This is a genomic window from Paenibacillus sp. VCA1, assembly GCF_031583795.1.
In the GTDB taxonomy this organism is placed as follows: domain Bacteria; phylum Bacillota; class Bacilli; order Paenibacillales; family Paenibacillaceae; genus Paenibacillus_AQ; species Paenibacillus_AQ albilobatus.
Genome location: NZ_JAVLSX010000002.1, coordinates 115,518 through 130,018, shown reverse-complemented (window position 1 = coordinate 130,018; position 14,501 = coordinate 115,518). Strand labels below are relative to the sequence as shown.

The 14,501-nt window shown below is 54.4% G+C and carries 12 protein-coding genes; 9 read left to right on the top strand and 3 right to left on the bottom strand.

The window, feature by feature from the left end:
- Positions 1-5 precede the first annotated feature (5 nt).
- From recG to RJP21_RS04060, 3 genes are all read left to right on the top strand, one after another.
- A complete protein-coding gene (gene recG, locus RJP21_RS04070; protein WP_310858212.1) occupies positions 6-2,057 on the top strand; it encodes an ATP-dependent DNA helicase RecG in 2,052 nt (683 codons plus the stop codon).
- Positions 2,058-2,123: 66 nt separating this feature from the next.
- Entirely contained in the window at positions 2,124-2,411 is a 288-nt protein-coding gene (locus RJP21_RS04065) for a stage VI sporulation protein F (protein ID WP_310858211.1), read from the top strand.
- A 172-nt stretch (positions 2,412-2,583) separates the two neighbouring features.
- Complete coding sequence (locus RJP21_RS04060; RefSeq protein WP_160040933.1) at positions 2,584-2,967, top strand: cupredoxin domain-containing protein; 384 nt, start codon at positions 2,584-2,586, stop codon at positions 2,965-2,967.
- A 103-nt stretch (positions 2,968-3,070) separates the two neighbouring features.
- On the opposite strand, the gene RJP21_RS04055 is transcribed toward RJP21_RS04060, so the two are convergent.
- From RJP21_RS04055 to RJP21_RS04045, 3 genes are all read right to left on the bottom strand, one after another.
- On the bottom strand, positions 3,071-3,745 hold the full coding sequence (locus RJP21_RS04055) for an SOS response-associated peptidase (protein ID WP_310858210.1): 675 nt from the start codon (positions 3,743-3,745) through the stop codon (positions 3,071-3,073).
- A gap of 94 nt (positions 3,746-3,839) precedes the next feature.
- Positions 3,840-4,190 carry a YolD-like family protein gene (locus RJP21_RS04050; protein ID WP_160040937.1) on the bottom strand — a complete coding sequence of 117 codons (351 nt, stop codon included), beginning with the start codon at positions 4,188-4,190 and terminating at the stop codon, positions 3,840-3,842.
- On the bottom strand, positions 4,187-5,431 hold the full coding sequence (locus tag RJP21_RS04045; protein WP_310858209.1) for a DNA polymerase IV: 1,245 nt from the start codon (positions 5,429-5,431) through the stop codon (positions 4,187-4,189). The genes RJP21_RS04050 and RJP21_RS04045 overlap by 4 nt, the downstream gene beginning before the upstream one ends.
- Positions 5,432-6,111: 680 nt before the next feature.
- Here RJP21_RS04045 and RJP21_RS04040 point away from each other — a divergent pair.
- The 6 genes from RJP21_RS04040 (at position 6,112) to RJP21_RS04015 (ending at position 14,384) form a co-directional block, all read left to right on the top strand.
- Positions 6,112-8,334 carry a hypothetical protein gene (locus RJP21_RS04040; RefSeq protein ID WP_310858208.1) on the top strand — a complete coding sequence of 741 codons (2,223 nt, stop codon included), beginning with the start codon at positions 6,112-6,114 and terminating at the stop codon, positions 8,332-8,334.
- A 121-nt stretch (positions 8,335-8,455) separates the two neighbouring features.
- Positions 8,456-9,652: a HEAT repeat domain-containing protein gene (locus tag RJP21_RS04035; protein WP_310858207.1), complete on the top strand. Its 1,197-nt coding sequence runs from the start codon at positions 8,456-8,458 to the stop codon at positions 9,650-9,652.
- A gap of 43 nt (positions 9,653-9,695) precedes the next feature.
- Positions 9,696-11,063 (top strand): glycosyltransferase family 2 protein, encoded by a 1,368-nt coding sequence (locus tag RJP21_RS04030; RefSeq protein ID WP_201452132.1) that lies wholly within the window; start codon positions 9,696-9,698, stop codon positions 11,061-11,063.
- Between the two features lie 117 nt (positions 11,064-11,180).
- Positions 11,181-11,987 carry a response regulator gene (locus tag RJP21_RS04025; protein ID WP_310858206.1) on the top strand — a complete coding sequence of 269 codons (807 nt, stop codon included), beginning with the start codon at positions 11,181-11,183 and terminating at the stop codon, positions 11,985-11,987.
- Between the two features lie 101 nt (positions 11,988-12,088).
- Complete coding sequence (locus RJP21_RS04020) at positions 12,089-13,450, top strand: nucleotide sugar dehydrogenase (RefSeq protein ID WP_160040945.1); 1,362 nt, start codon at positions 12,089-12,091, stop codon at positions 13,448-13,450.
- A 19-nt stretch (positions 13,451-13,469) separates the two neighbouring features.
- On the top strand, positions 13,470-14,384 hold the full coding sequence (locus tag RJP21_RS04015; protein WP_310858205.1) for a hypothetical protein: 915 nt from the start codon (positions 13,470-13,472) through the stop codon (positions 14,382-14,384).
- Positions 14,385-14,501 lie beyond the last annotated feature (117 nt).

The following is a 14,501-nucleotide window of genomic DNA, read 5'->3' as shown; positions in this document are numbered from 1 at the left end:
TGGAAATGAATCTGAGTTTGGATCAAATTTCAATCCGGCAGGTGCGCGGCGTGAGTGCTCTCAAAGAAGGAGAGCTTCACGCCTTTGGCATCTTTACGGTAAAAGATTTGCTGGAATATTACCCGTTCCGTTATGAGGATTACCGTCTGCGTTCGCTCAGCGAAGTAAAGGACGGCGACAAAATCACCGTTCAAGCCAAAATCATGGGCGTTCCGGTGCTTCAGCGTTACGGGCGCAAATCCAGGTTGACGTGCAAAATGATGGCGGAGCAGTGGATGTTTACCGCTGTTTGGTTCAACCGGCATTTTTTGCGGGATCAGCTGACGGGCGGAAGGGAAATCGTGCTTGTCGGCAAATGGGATCAGAAGCGGATGCAGCTGACCGTGTCGGAATCGGAGTTTCCGGATCAGGGGGCTTGGCGCAGCGGGACGCTGCAGCCGGTCTATTCGGTCGGCGGGAAAATTACGCAAACATGGATGCGCAAAACGATCGGACAAGCGTTGACCCAATACGGGGAAATGATTCCGGAAATTTTGCCGCCAGCCATCATGCAAAAATACGATTTTATGCCGCGCAAAAGGGCGATCGCCACGATTCATCAACCGCAGGATTCGCGGGAAGGTCAGCAGGGCCGGGAACGGATGGTCTATGAGGAGCTGTTCCTGTTCCAGTTGAAAATGCATGCCTACCGGGCGCTGAACCGGCGCAGGATGGACGGGGTCGTCCATACCGTCGACAATAAAACGATGCGCGAATTCGTGCGCAGCCTGCCCTTTGAGCTGACGGACGCGCAAAAAAAAGTGGAACTGGAGATTTTGCAGGATATGCGTTCTCCTTACTGCATGAACCGGCTGCTGCAGGGGGATGTCGGCTCCGGCAAAACGGTGATTGCCGCCATCGCTTTGTACGGCGCCGTCCGTTCGGGATACCAAGGAGCGCTGATGGTGCCGACGGAAATTTTGGCCGAGCAGCATATGCGCTCGCTGCAAAAGCTGTTTGAGCCTTTCGGCATTACGGTTGGGCTTTTGACCGGCAGCGTCACCGGACGCAAGCGGAAGGATTTGCTGGCATCGCTGCAGATGGGCATGACCGACATTGTGGTCGGCACGCATGCATTGATACAGGAGGATGTGTTTTTCCGCCAGTTGGGACTTGTCGTTACCGATGAGCAGCACCGGTTCGGGGTGAACCAGCGCAGCATTTTGCGGCGCAAAGGCTACAACCCCGACGTGCTGACGATGACCGCCACGCCGATTCCGCGAACGCTGGCGATTACCGCTTTCGGCGACATGGATGTTTCGACGTTATCGGAGCGGCCCAAGGGAAGGATTCCGATCACCACCTACTGGGTTAAACATGACATGATGGACCGCGTGCTCAAATTTATTTCCAAGGAAATAGACCAGGGCCGGCAGGCGTACCTGATTTGCCCATTGATCGAAGAATCCGAAAAGCTCGATGTGCAAAATGCGATCGACCTGCATATTCAAATGCAGCAGGCGTTCCCGAGTTATCGGGTTGGTTTGCTTCACGGCCGAATGACGCCTGCCGAAAAAGAGGAAGTGATGCGGTCCTTTAATGCAAACGAAGTTCAGCTGCTGGTATCCACGACGGTTGTAGAGGTAGGGGTTGACGTGCCAAACGCGACGCTGATGGTCATCATGGACGCCGACCGTTTCGGCTTGTCCCAGCTTCACCAGCTGCGCGGTCGCGTCGGCCGCGGCCAGCACGCTTCCTACTGCATCCTGATTGCCGATCCCAAATCCGAGGTCGGGCAGGAACGCATGAGCGTCATGACCGAAACGGATGACGGATTTGAGGTATCCCGCCGGGATTTGGATCTTAGAGGCCCGGGAGATTTCTTCGGAACGAAGCAAAGCGGTTTGCCGGAATTCCGGCTTGCCGATATGGTCAGCGATTTTGCGGTGCTTGAAAAAGCGCGGGACGACGCATCCCGGCTCGTGGCCGACAGCGAGTTTTGGACTTCCCCGGCATATGCCGGACTTCGGGACTATTTGCAGCAGGAACAGATTTTTCAGGGAGATGTGGTAGATTAGGCACATCGGACAGGCACCCCGTCATATACTTAGTTGAATTGGAATTTGACGGGAGGTGCCAAGGTTTTGGGTTATCAGCAGTATGGAATCAGTCCTGCGTTAGTGGCAAGAGTCAAGCAAAAAATGAAAAATCAGGCGACCAAAGAACGGATTAAAGGAATTCTTGAAGGCGTCAGCAAGGTCGATCTTCAAAATCCGGCAAAGGTCCAGCGTCTTGTCAAATCGGCGTCGGGAATACTTAAAGAGCCCTTATCATCGGCGGAGGAACAGCAAATCGTGAAATTTGTGCTGGCCCAGCGGATCGATCCGAATAATACCTTCCATTTGATCAAACTTTGGGGCATGTTCCGTTAATGGGCCAAAAACGTCAAGAAAAAGACCTACGGGGAGATACCGTATGCCGGTATTTTCCCATAGGTCTTTTTGCCGCATAGATGTCCGTCTCTCGGTTAAAAATAATGACGTGAAAGGAAGCTGTTTTTAAGGATTTTAAAGTTCATCATTATTTTAACGGGAGGTCATAGGCATGAAGAAGTGGATGACTTTAGGTCTCACGCTCCTGCTCGTGTTTGCGCTCAGCGCCTGCGGCAGCAAAACCAATAAAAACACCGGCGGCACGACCGGCACGGCCACCGGCGGAGCGGGCGGCGCCCAGGACATTAAGGTTACGGCTACCAACTTTCAGTTCCAGCCTGCCGAAATCCGGGTGAAAAAAGGCGACAAGGTCAAAATTACGCTTGTCAATAAAGAAGGCGCTCACGGCCTTCAAATTTCCGACTTTAACGTCAATCTGCAAAAGGACGGGTCCGCCGAATTTACGGCCGATAAACCCGGGGAACACGAGTTCCACTGCTCCGTTATGTGCGGTGCCGGCCACGACAACATGGTCGGTAAAATTATCGTAGAATAATGATGCGGAAGCTCTACAACAAAAGACCGTCCACAACTTGTTTTAGGCTGTGGGACGGTCTTTGTTTTTGGATGATGCCGTTTGCCGCGCCGCCAAAAGGATGTTACGAGCTTTTCTCTATGCATAGCGGCGAATCGTTTTTGACGGAGTTCACGGCGGCGTTTACGGGATAAGCCTCCATTTCGTCGGCAGGATACGGCATGAGAAGCTGCTGCAGCTCCTCCGGGCTTCCGGCTCCGCGTTTGACCCAGCGCAGTTCGTCTTCCGGACGCAAAATGACCGGCATCCGGTCGTGAATCGGCTTCATCAGCTCGTTGGGGCTTGTCGTGATAACCGTGCAGGTCGCGAGTTTGGTGCCGTCTTCCTGCACCCAAATGTCGTATAGGCCGGCCATGCTGAACAAATCGCCGCTTTTCAGCTTGATCCGGTAAGGACGTTTGCCGCCGTCCGTTTTTTTCCACTCGTAAAAGCCGTCAGCCGGGATAAGGCACCGCTTGCGTTCAAAAGGGATCCGGTAGGCCGGCTTCTCCTGCAGCGTTTCGCTTCTGGCGTTGATCATGCGGTTTCCGATGCCGGGATCTTTGGCCCAGGAAGGTACGAGCCCCCATTTCAGCTCGCCAAGCCGGAGACGGGTTCCGTCATGGATGATGGATAAAACCATTTGCGTCGGCGCAATATTATACTGCGGGCGGTGGTAGGGCACGGCATATCCGGGATCGAGCTCATACCGGAGCAGCAGTTCTTCAAGCGATACGATCAACGTAAAACGTCCGCACATACGGCATCTCTCCTCATCATCGCCGGCATCCTTCGAAGTTTGTTAGCTTAGCGGCAACGAAGGACTTGCCGGCCTTCTTTCCTTTAGTGTACCGCTAGATGTCCGATTCCGCCACTACGCCGATGATTTGGTCCAGACGAATCCATTGGGGGTGATCGTCTTCATTTTCTTTCAGGCGAATCTGCCGGCGGAAGGGATCGACCTGCAGCACAGTGCCCGTAAGCCGGATATTTTCGGGATCGCCGAACAATGTAATCGTTACGGGCGAACCGCCATATAACGCGGCCGTCAGCGTCGCGGCCATTTCCTCTTCGGCCTGCGGGTCGATTAGCGGGGGCTTGCGGTGCACGAGCCGCTGTTGATGGCGGATGTACGCCTCCCGGTGTTCCGGCAGCATCATCCGGGACGATTCGAATAATCCGTTTCCTTGAAGTTTTTTGCTCATTTGTAATGTCCTCCAATCCGAAGCGAGCGATCCCGCGCCTGGCCGGATGCCTGAAGGGAGGATGCGCGGAGAATCGCGGTTTCGCCGAATTTGCTTTTGATGTCGTCCGTCGCCCGCTCCAAATCCCGCTTCCGGTCGCGGTTTCCGAACAACGTCAGCTGGACCAGGGAATCCGGACGGAGATCGGACAAAGCAATCCCGACCTTCCGGACCGGAAGGCCGTTCCAATGACGCTGGAACAGCTGGCAGGCGGCGGCGTAAATTTCATCGGTAATGTTCGTCGGGTCCGGGAGCTTCATTTGCCTCGAAAAACCGGTGGGATGGTCAAAATCGGCCCCTTGGCAGCCCACGCTGACGACGAACCCCATCAGCCCTTTTTCCCGGCAGCGCCGGCCGACCGCCTCGCACAGCTCGAGAAGCACGACCCGCAGCTCCTTCCAATCCGTATAGTCGCGCGGAAGCGTCATTTGATGGCCGACGCCTTTTTGCTGCTGCAGCTGGCTGTGGGGGGTGACGGGGGAAGAATCCATGCCGCGGGCAATGCGCCACAGCACTTCGCCGTTGACTCCCCAGCGTTTCGTCAGCCGGGGCAAGGGCGTTTGGGCCAGGTCTCCGATCGTATGGATGCCCATTTTGTACAGATGACGGGTCATCCGCGAGCCGACCATGAACATTTCGTGCACCGGTTTGGGCCACAACGTCTCGGACAATTTTTCTCGCTCCAGCGTGAAGATGCCTCCCGGTTTCTTTTTGGCGAAAATATCGCAAGCCATCTTGCTGAGCACCTTGCAATCGCTGATGCCGACCCGTACGTACACTCCCGTTTCCTGCTTCACCCGATTCTGGATCCGCCGGGCGATTTGATCGGGTGTCCCGAACAACCGGAGGCTGCCGGTCACGTCCAAGTGCTGCTCATCGATGCTGTACGGCTCCACCAGGTCCGTAAAAGACTGATAAATTTCCGTAATATGCAGGGATACGCGGATATATTCCGCCATGCGCGGACGGACGACGACGAGATGCGGGCATTTCCGAAGCGCGTCCCCGAGCCGCTCCGCCGTCGTGACGCCGTATTCCTTGGCAAGCGGGCATGCGGCCAAAATGATGCCGGACCTGCGGGCCGGGTCTCCGGATACAACCAAAGGCTTGTCTTTGTATTCGGGATGGGCCGCCTTTTCCACGCTCGCATAAAAGGACTGGCAGTCGGCCAGCATAATGATGCGTTTTTTCGACTCGACCATAGGACTCGCTCCTTATCCATTGGAACTAAACAGGAACACATGTTCTTATTTTATAAGAATAACGGAGAAATATGCGCTTTTCAACCGGAATTATTTTGCAAAACCTTCTCCGTTTTCATTACATTTCAGACTTAACCATTCAATTATTCCTAGTCAAAACGAAGCGGAAACGGCGACTTCCGTCCTTCAAAAATAACCGGATAGTCATACCAGTTATATCCAACATTATCCATTTTAAAAGTATATTAGGACCCTCCGTCCCATACGGGACTCTTTCCTTATTTTCAAAATTGTCATATTTTCAAAGAATATTGCCGTGATGCGGGTTTGCGGCCGCTGCTTTATCGGTCTAAGGTATCAATTTTGTAATCTTTATGGATAAAGATGTTAAAACGGCCACAACTTTAGCAATTATTCGACGTATACATAACCACTCGCCGCTTAAAGCCGGGAATCATACGGCCATTTATCGATCTATGGCAGAGCCGGCGTTCATGGTCGGCAGCCGCCGATGATTTGGCTCGGGCATCGCTGCGGGATAGGTCGCCAGGTTCTGAAAATTCCTTCCAGCAGCCTAGTTTACAGATTCGAAAACATCGTTAAGAATTGAATTATGACAAAAATTGTGAATGCCGGGCCAGAAAAAAGGCCAAAGAAATCGAGGTGAGAACTTTTAGGCGATGATCACACGCAGAACACTAATCATCTGGATCACAGCAGCCGCCGTTCTCATTGCCGGGGGAATTGTTGCCGGTTTTGCGGTAAACAACAAGCCGGTCACGGCATATAAGGATCAGGATGGAACCAGATTCACATTTAAAACCGAAGGCGACCGTTTTATGCGCTATGAAAAAGATGGCAGCTGGAAGGAAATGTTTGTGAAGGGCGTAAATTTGGGGGCTACCGTCCCGGGACATTTTCCGGGAGAGCTTCCGGCCACGGAGGATGATTATCTTCGGTGGTTCAAAGAGATCGACGACATGGGAGCCAACGTCATCCGCATATACACGGTACATCAGCCCGTGTTCTATTCGGCCCTTGTGAAATACAACAAGGATAAGGGCGGCGATCCCTTATACTTCATTCAGGGCATCTGGTCCCCGGAAGAAGAGCTGATCGAACGGCAGGACGCCTATGCGGACGATATAGAAGGGCAGTTCAAGGCCGAAATCAAAAAAGCGGTGGCCGCCGTATACGGCGACGCAGCCGTTGCGCCGAAACAGGGAGCCGCCAGCGGAGAGTACAAGGCCAACGCGGGCAAATATTTGATGGCTTGGCATGTCGGAACCGAATGGGACCCGGGAATGGTCAAAAACACCAACGAGAAGCACAGCGACGTTCCGGTCTACAAGGGCGAGTATTTTTCCGGCACGAAAGACGCGACTCCGTTCGAAAACTGGCTTGCCGACCTGCTTGATTACACCGCGCAGCAGGAAAAGCAGTACGGGTGGGAGCATCCGGTAACCTTCACCAACTGGGTCACGACCGACGTGCTCACCCATCCCGGGGAGCCGCTGTTCGAAGAGGACATGGTCAGCGTGGATGCGAGACATGTCCGGCCTACCGGTTGGAAAGGCGGTTATTTCGCCGCATACCATGCTTATCCGTACTACCCGGATTTTTTCCGGACCGATTCCACGCTGCAAACGATCAAGGACAAGCAGGGAAATTTCAATACGTACAAAGCTTATTTGCGCCAGCTGAAGGCCAAGTTCAAGGACATGCCGGTCATGATTACCGAGTATGGGGTGCCGTCGTCGGTAGGGGTTTCCCACTTCGGCGCCGGGGGCAGAGACCAGGGCGGGCATAACGAGCAGAAGCAGGGAGAAATCGATGCTTCGCTCACCCGGGATATTTACGACGAAGGTTATGCCGGAGCCATTTTGTTCATGTGGCAGGACGAGTGGTTCAAAAAAACCTGGAATACGATGCCTTTCGAAATTCCGGCAGACCGCCGCGCTTACTGGATCAACGTGTTGACGAACGAAAAAATGTTCGGCGTGCTCGGAATGCTTCCCGGCAAGGAAAAGCAGATTTTGATCGACGGCAGCCTTAGCGACTGGGACGCGCTGCCGCAAGGCGAAGTGAAGCATTGGCAGGGCAAGGTGCAAGGGATCCGGGACATGATGATTACGCATGATGAAGGATACCTCTATCTTGGAGTCCGGCTGGACAAGAACTTCGACCCGAAAACGACCAAGCTTTATATCGGCGCCGACACGATCACGGGCGGAAATCAGCCTTCCGCGGCACAGCTTCCCGGCAAAAAGCTGGTGGGAGGAGCGCCGGAGGCGCTGATCGAAATCGGGAAAGACGCGGAGTCGCAGGTGGAAATCGCCGCCGACTACGATTTTCACGCCCGGCTTTACGGGAAGGAAGGTTACTGGATGCTGCCGGAGACGAAATCCGGAGAGGACAAGCCGTTCCATCCGTGGAAATTGGCGATCAGCCTGCAGATGAATCCGCCGGATACGCGGTTTGCGCATCCATTTATCGACAAAACGATCGGCATGTTGAAAAGAGGGACGACGGACCGCAGCAAGCCCGAGTTCGATTCCTTGACTTCATGGCAGTACCGCGGCAATGAGATCGAGATGCGCATTCCGTGGATGCTTCTCGGCTTCGCCGACCCGAGCTCGCTGCAGGTGATCGATTACAGCCCGCTTAAGGAAAGACGCGCCTTCAGCACCGCCAAAACGGACGGCATCCGGCTCATTCCGTGGCTCGTCGAGCAAGGCGGAAGCAAGGTCAGTTGGCCCGGCGGCGCGGCGGAGACGCTGAACGTTCAGGAGATCGCCCCATACACATGGGCGCCGTGGGATACGGTGCATTACAGCGAGCAGCTGAAACAGAGCTATTACGCGATGAAAAAAGTGTATGCCGAGCTGTCCGGCGAAAAATGAACGAAGCGTCCGGCAGGAGCCCGCTTTATAGAGGACGGGCCGCATGGAGCACTTCCTTGCGGTTAGAGTCCGCGGCAACAGGATAGGGAAGAAATCATTTGAAAGAGGAGGACTTGCAAACATGTTCTCACATTTAATCGTTGCATATGTGTTCATCTACGTATGCCTCGGGCTGATCGGTTCCGGAATCATACTTCTGGTTCTGATGAAAATCTCGAATAACCGGGAGCAGCAGCGAAAGGAATTTTACGAGCAAAAACATCATGATTATTTCGTCTATATCCAGGCCCATCTGGGGGACGACGCGGAACTGAAGCTACCTCCCGGCAAGCTGAAGCCGCTTGAACGAAGAGTCATTCAGGACAAATTCATCGAATGGATCGAGCAGTTCAAAGGCGATTACCGTGCCCGGCTCATCCGGCTTTGCAGGGAAGCCGGGTTCGTCGAAGAGGATCTGAAGGCGCTGGGCAGCTTGCGGTACGGCCGCCGGCTTGCCGCAGCCTACCGCCTCGGGGGCATGCGCGCCGAAGAAGCGGTGCCGGGGCTGATGAATATGCTGCAAAAAGGCAAATACAACTCGATATTGATCATCGTCGCGCGTTCGATCGCCAAAAGCGCGCAGCGGCCCGAGGACCTGCTGCAAATGCTGCGGATCCTGCTGTCGCACGGCAAGCCGATTCACCATTTGGCGGCCGATATCATGCTGGAGACGGGGCTTGATGCCGGCAGCATCCTCCTGAAGCTGCTCGACGATTCCGACCCGGCGCTTGTAAAGGTCGGACTGGTGGCGATGTGGGGGCAGGCGGTTCCCGAGGTCATGCCGGTTCTCGGAAGGCTGGTCGGCTCGGAAGAAAAGGATGTGCGCGCCGAAGCCGTCAAGCTGTATCTCAGCACGAACCCTGCGCTTAAGGATGAAACCATCGTCAAACTGATGAGCGACCATGATTGGGAGGTCCGGGCCGAAGCGGCCAAGGCGCTCGGGCAGCTCCATGCCGCGGGCAGCATCCCGCTGCTGGTCAAGGCGCTCCAGGACGCCAGCTGGAAGGTGCGGCACAACAGCGCCGAAAGCCTTGCAGCCCTTGGCGAAGCCGGGTTCGAAGCGCTGTGCCAGGCCGCGCTCTCCGGAGCGGGAATCCAGCGCGAGGCCGCATTGCACCGGATCGGGCTGGTGATGGAAGCGGAGCAAAAGCCCAGCGCGATCGAGCAGATGGTGGCGTACAACAAAAAGCGGCTTATTTACGACCGGTATTTCGGCGTGAAGCAGCCGGTCAAGCGAATGACAGGCGTAGCCGCGGTAGGAGGAGATTACACTGCTTAGAGAGATTTTACTGTTCTACGGCACGGTAGCGATCTATTATGTCATGTTCGTCACGATTTTGTACTTTGCGATTATGGGATTATCCTACCGAAGCATCGGGACGATCTCCCGAAGGGCCAAATATTCAAGCTACCAAACGCTTTCCGGCTCCGAACTGGTGCCGCCGGTATCGCTGCTCGTTCCGGCCTACAATGAAGAGCTGACGATCATCGAAAACGTATACTGCCTTATGACGCTCAATTATCCGACGTACGAAGTCATCGTCATCAACGACGGATCGGGCGACGAAACGCTCTCCGTGCTGATCCGGGAATTCAAGCTGGAAAAGATGCATAATCCCGAGATCCGGGGGACCATCGAGACGCAAAACGTGAGAGGCATTTACCATAATCCCGATTATCCCCATCTCTTTATTATAGATAAGGAGAACGGGGGCAAGGCGGATTCGCTGAACGCCGGCATCAACTTCTCGCATTACCCGCTTATTTCTTCCATCGACGCCGATTCGCTGCTTGAGAAGGATGCATTGATCCGGATGGCGCGGATGTACATGGAAAATCCGGAAGAAATGGTGGCCATCGGCGGCGACGTCCGCATCGCCAACGGCTGCCTGATCGAAAACGGGGCGGTCAAAAAAGTGTCGCTGCCGCGGAAAATATGGCCGATGTTCCAATCCATCGAATATTTGAAAGCATTCCTCGGCGGACGGATCGGCTGGAGCCGGATGAACGGACTGATCATCGTCTCCGGCGCGTTCGGCCTGTTCCGGAAGGATTACGTCATTGCCGTCGGCGGCTACCGGGGCGGCTATCCGGGAGAAGACATGAACATCATCATCAAGCTTCACCGGTACATGCTGAGCCATAAGCTGCCGTACAAAGTGGCGTTTTGCCCCGAGGCGGTCTGCTGGACGCAGGCGCCGGATACGTACAAAATCATTTCGAACCAGCGGATGCGCTGGGGCCGGGGAAATCTGAAAAACATGATCGAAAACCGCGGCATGCTGTTTAACCCGAAATACAAGATCATGGGCCTTATTACGATGCCGTACAACGTACTGTTCGAAACCTTAAATCCTTATTTCAGAATCACGGGCCTGTTGGCTCTGATAGGATATACGCTTTTGGATATGACGCATTGGCGCATATTGCTGGCGTTCACCCTTCTGAACTTCCTGAGCGGCTACTTGCTGGCCGTGGGCGCCATCATTTTGGAGGAGATCGCGTTCCGCCGTTACAAGAAGTTTTCCGATTTATGGAAAATGCTCCTCTTTTCGGCCCTCAAATTTGTGGGGTACCATCAGCTTGGCATTTTGTGGCGGGTTCAGGGCCATATCCAGTATCTCCGGAAAAATAACTCCTGGGGAACGATGACGCGCCAAAGCTGGAAGGAAGAAAGCAAAGCTGCCTAACCGGCGTGATTCGATTCAAGCAGTGCCGGAAGAAACCCGCTCATCGCGCGGTCTGCTCTTCCGTGAAGATAGGTTGATAGAGGTTTTCTCACATTCTTTGAAAGGTGGTAATCGATAATGCCAGAGTCCGTAACACTAGAACGAGAACAGCATGAGGGCATGTATCACAACCTCGAAGAACGTCTTAAAAAGACTTCCCGGGAGCTGTGCGGCGTCATGTTCCTGTACCTTGGCACAGACTCGCCGCAGCTGGAAAACCAGATGCGCGAATCTTTGCGGCAGGAAACGGGAAGCGAGATCGAGGTGCTGAAAGATGCCTCCACGTCCACGCTGGCGATTTTGCTGCCGGGATTGACGCTTGATAAAGCCCATTATCAGGCGCTGCTGCTCAAGCGGCATTTGGAGGAAACGCTGCCGGATGCCGATCCGAGAATCACGCTGACCGCATTTCCGGGACAGGTGGAGCCGACGCCGGGCGTGCTGAGGCAGATGGCCGAGTCCACTAGGCTCAGCGAATCGTCCGACATTCATATCTTCACGAAAGATGAAGCCGTTTCGGAGCCCGGCCGCATTTTGATCGTCGATAACGACGACACCATCCGCGAGTTTCTAACGATCCGCCTCAAAATGCAGGGGTTTGAAACGCTCGAGGCGCTCGACGGCACGTCGGCGCTGGAGCTGATCGAAAAGTGGGAGCCCGATCTCGTGCTGACCGAGCTGAATCTGTACGGCATCGACGGACTGCCCTTTATCAATCAAATCCAGCAGCTGCCGATGGAAAACACGCCGAAAATCGTCGTGTTGACCGAGCAGCGGGTGGAACGGACGATCAGCCAATGCTTCCAGCATGGGGTCGACGATTACATTACCAAGCCATTTTCTCCGGTCGAGCTGGATGCCCGCATACACCGGTGTTTTCAATAAATGGAGCAAGATGAGGAAGGTTTGACTTTCGCATCATGCTGAAAAGACGTTCGCTTTCCCAAAGCATAACGAAAACTACATCATACGGAGGTTGATTGCTAGTGAATCAGGAGTATCAGCAATTGTTGAACGCAATCGAAAATAAAAAGGCCGTGCTTGGCGTCGTAGGTTTGGGTTATGTCGGGCTCCCGCTGGCCGTCGAAATGGTCAAGCAGGGATTTACGGTTATCGGCATTGACGTGGACCCGTCCAAAATCGAAAAGATTTACCACGGGGAGTCCTATATCACCGATATCTCTTCGGAAGATTTGAAGGCATGCGTCGCAAGCGGCCGCTTCAAACCGACGACGGACTACAGCATGATCACGGTGATCGATGCGCTCAGCATCTGCGTTCCGACGCCGCTCAGCGAAAACCAGGATCCGGATACGTCATACATTACGAGCGTGGTCGACCAGATCAAGCTGCACATGAAAAAAGGGCTTTTGATCACGCTGGAAAGCACCACTTATCCGGGAACGACCGAAGAGCTGATCCAGTACGAGATCGAAGCGCTCGGTTACCGCGTGGGCGAGGATTTCTTCCTCTGCTTCTCGCCGGAACGCGTCGACCCGTCCAATGCTCGCTTTAATACGTTCAATACGCCGAAAGTCATCGGCGGAACGACCGAAGCTTGCTTGGCGCTTGGCGTCGCCCTTTATTCCAAATACGTGCAGCAAGTCGTGCCGGTCTCGACGCCAAAGGTTGCGGAAATGTCCAAGCTGCTCGAAAATACGTTCCGCAGCGTCAACATTGCGTTTATCAACGAAATGGCGATGATGTGCGACCGCATGGGCATCGACATTTGGGAGGTCATTGACGCCGCGGCGACCAAACCTTTCGGCTTCATGCCGTTTTATCCCGGTCCGGGCATCGGCGGACACTGCATCCCGCTGGATCCGATGTACCTGTCCTGGAAAGCCAAAGGCTTCCGCTTTTACAGCAAATTCATCGAGCTGGCGCAGTCCACAAACGACAACATGCCGTATTACGTTATCAGTAAAACGTCGACCATCCTGAACGAATACGCCAAATCGATCAAAAAATCGAACATTTTGGTGCTTGGCATGGCCTACAAGCCGGACATCAGCGACCTGCGCGAATCTCCGGGACTCGAGGTGTACGAGCTGTACAAGGAAAACGGAGCCAACGTCGAATATTACGATCCGTTTGCAACCAGCTTCCGCGACAAGCACGGGGAGACGGTCCACAGCGTCGCGTACGATTTGGAGAAGTTCAGAAGCTATGATTGCATCGTGCTCATCACGAACCACAGCGGCCTGAATTACGGCGACATCGCCTCCCTGGGCGTGCCGATCGTGGATACGCGTAACGCGTTCAAAAATTTCAGCGAACCCCATATCTATAAAATCGGACATTCCGTTCAGCATGTCGAAGAGCCGAATATGGCTTTGATCGGTTAATGCCGTAAGGAGGGGAAGGATGGGAGAGCGGCTCAAAGCGAAAGCGAAACCTCGCCTCGTCCTGGTTGTCTGCTTCCTGCTGCTCCTGCCCTTCCTGTTCAAATCGTCTTCGATGGAAGAACAAAAAGCAACCTGGCTGTGGGACGCCTCGCTGATCGAACATCCGGAGCAGGTCCTCGACTTCTGCAGGGAGCAGGGCGTCGGCGTGATCTTTCTGCAGATCCAGAAAAACGTGGAGGCGGAACAATACGGCCGTTTTATCGCCGCAGCCCGCCATGACGGCATTTCGGTGCATGCTTTGGACGGAAGGCCGCAATGGGCGTACGAAAAACAGCGCAGGGAAGCCGATCAATTTATCGAATGGGTTCTCGATTATAACCGCGCCGCTCCGGCGGAAGAACGGTTTGCCGGCATTCAGCTTGACGTTGAACCGTATCAGCTGAAGCGCTGGGAACGCGACCAGGCCGGCGTGGTGAACGAGTGGAGCCGGAACATGCGGAAATGGACGGACATGGGGCGTGAAGGCGGGCTTTACATGAGCGCCGCGGTCCCGTTTTGGCTCGGAAAAACCAAAATGGATGACGGCGGCAGCTTAAGCCGCTGGATGCTGGAGCATTTCGATGCTTTGGCGGTCATGTCCTACCGCGACAGCGGGTCCCAAATGGTGGAGTTGTCCCGCGGGATGCTGAACGAGGCCGACAGGCTCGGAAAATCCGTTTGGATCGGCATGGAGCTGGGAGAAACGGACGAGGGAGACCATGTGAGCTTTTTCCGAAAGCCGGTCGCGGTCATGGAAAAAGAGATGGAAAACGCCTACCGGCTCAGCGAAGCCCATGTTTCCTTTGCGGGGCTGGCCATTCACCATTACGAAGCCTGGCTCGAAAAAATAGCCGCGGCGGATCCGAAGCGGGAGAGGAGCAGCATGAGCAACTGACATCAGGACAACCGGAAAAAAGCGTATTCTATGGAGACATAGGATGCGCTTTTTTAAATTCGGAAATGACCCTGATCCAGAGTGCTTACAGGGTTCATTTCATATCGTCAACGTGAT

What these genes read in the sequence shown, in the direction of transcription:
- RJP21_RS04055 (WP_310858210.1), bottom strand. Translation starts at nt 3,745, where the DNA reads ATGTGCGGACGTTTTACGTTGATCGTATCGCTTGAAGAACTGCTGCTC.
- RJP21_RS04050 (WP_160040937.1), bottom strand. Translation starts at nt 4,190, where the DNA reads ATGAGCAAAAAACTTCAAGGAAACGGATTATTCGAATCGTCCCGGATG.
- RJP21_RS04015 (WP_310858205.1), top strand. Translation starts at nt 13,470, where the DNA reads ATGGGAGAGCGGCTCAAAGCGAAAGCGAAACCTCGCCTCGTCCTGGTT.
- RJP21_RS04030 (WP_201452132.1), top strand. Translation starts at nt 9,696, where the DNA reads ATGTTCGTCACGATTTTGTACTTTGCGATTATGGGATTATCCTACCGA.
- RJP21_RS04040 (WP_310858208.1), top strand. Translation starts at nt 6,112, where the DNA reads ATGATCACACGCAGAACACTAATCATCTGGATCACAGCAGCCGCCGTT.
- RJP21_RS04035 (WP_310858207.1), top strand. Translation starts at nt 8,456, where the DNA reads ATGTTCTCACATTTAATCGTTGCATATGTGTTCATCTACGTATGCCTC.
- RJP21_RS04045 (WP_310858209.1), bottom strand. Translation starts at nt 5,431, where the DNA reads ATGGTCGAGTCGAAAAAACGCATCATTATGCTGGCCGACTGCCAGTCC.
- RJP21_RS04060 (WP_160040933.1), top strand. Translation starts at nt 2,584, where the DNA reads ATGAAGAAGTGGATGACTTTAGGTCTCACGCTCCTGCTCGTGTTTGCG.
- RJP21_RS04025 (WP_310858206.1), top strand. Translation starts at nt 11,181, where the DNA reads ATGCCAGAGTCCGTAACACTAGAACGAGAACAGCATGAGGGCATGTAT.
- recG (WP_310858212.1), top strand. Translation starts at nt 6, where the DNA reads ATGAATCTGAGTTTGGATCAAATTTCAATCCGGCAGGTGCGCGGCGTG.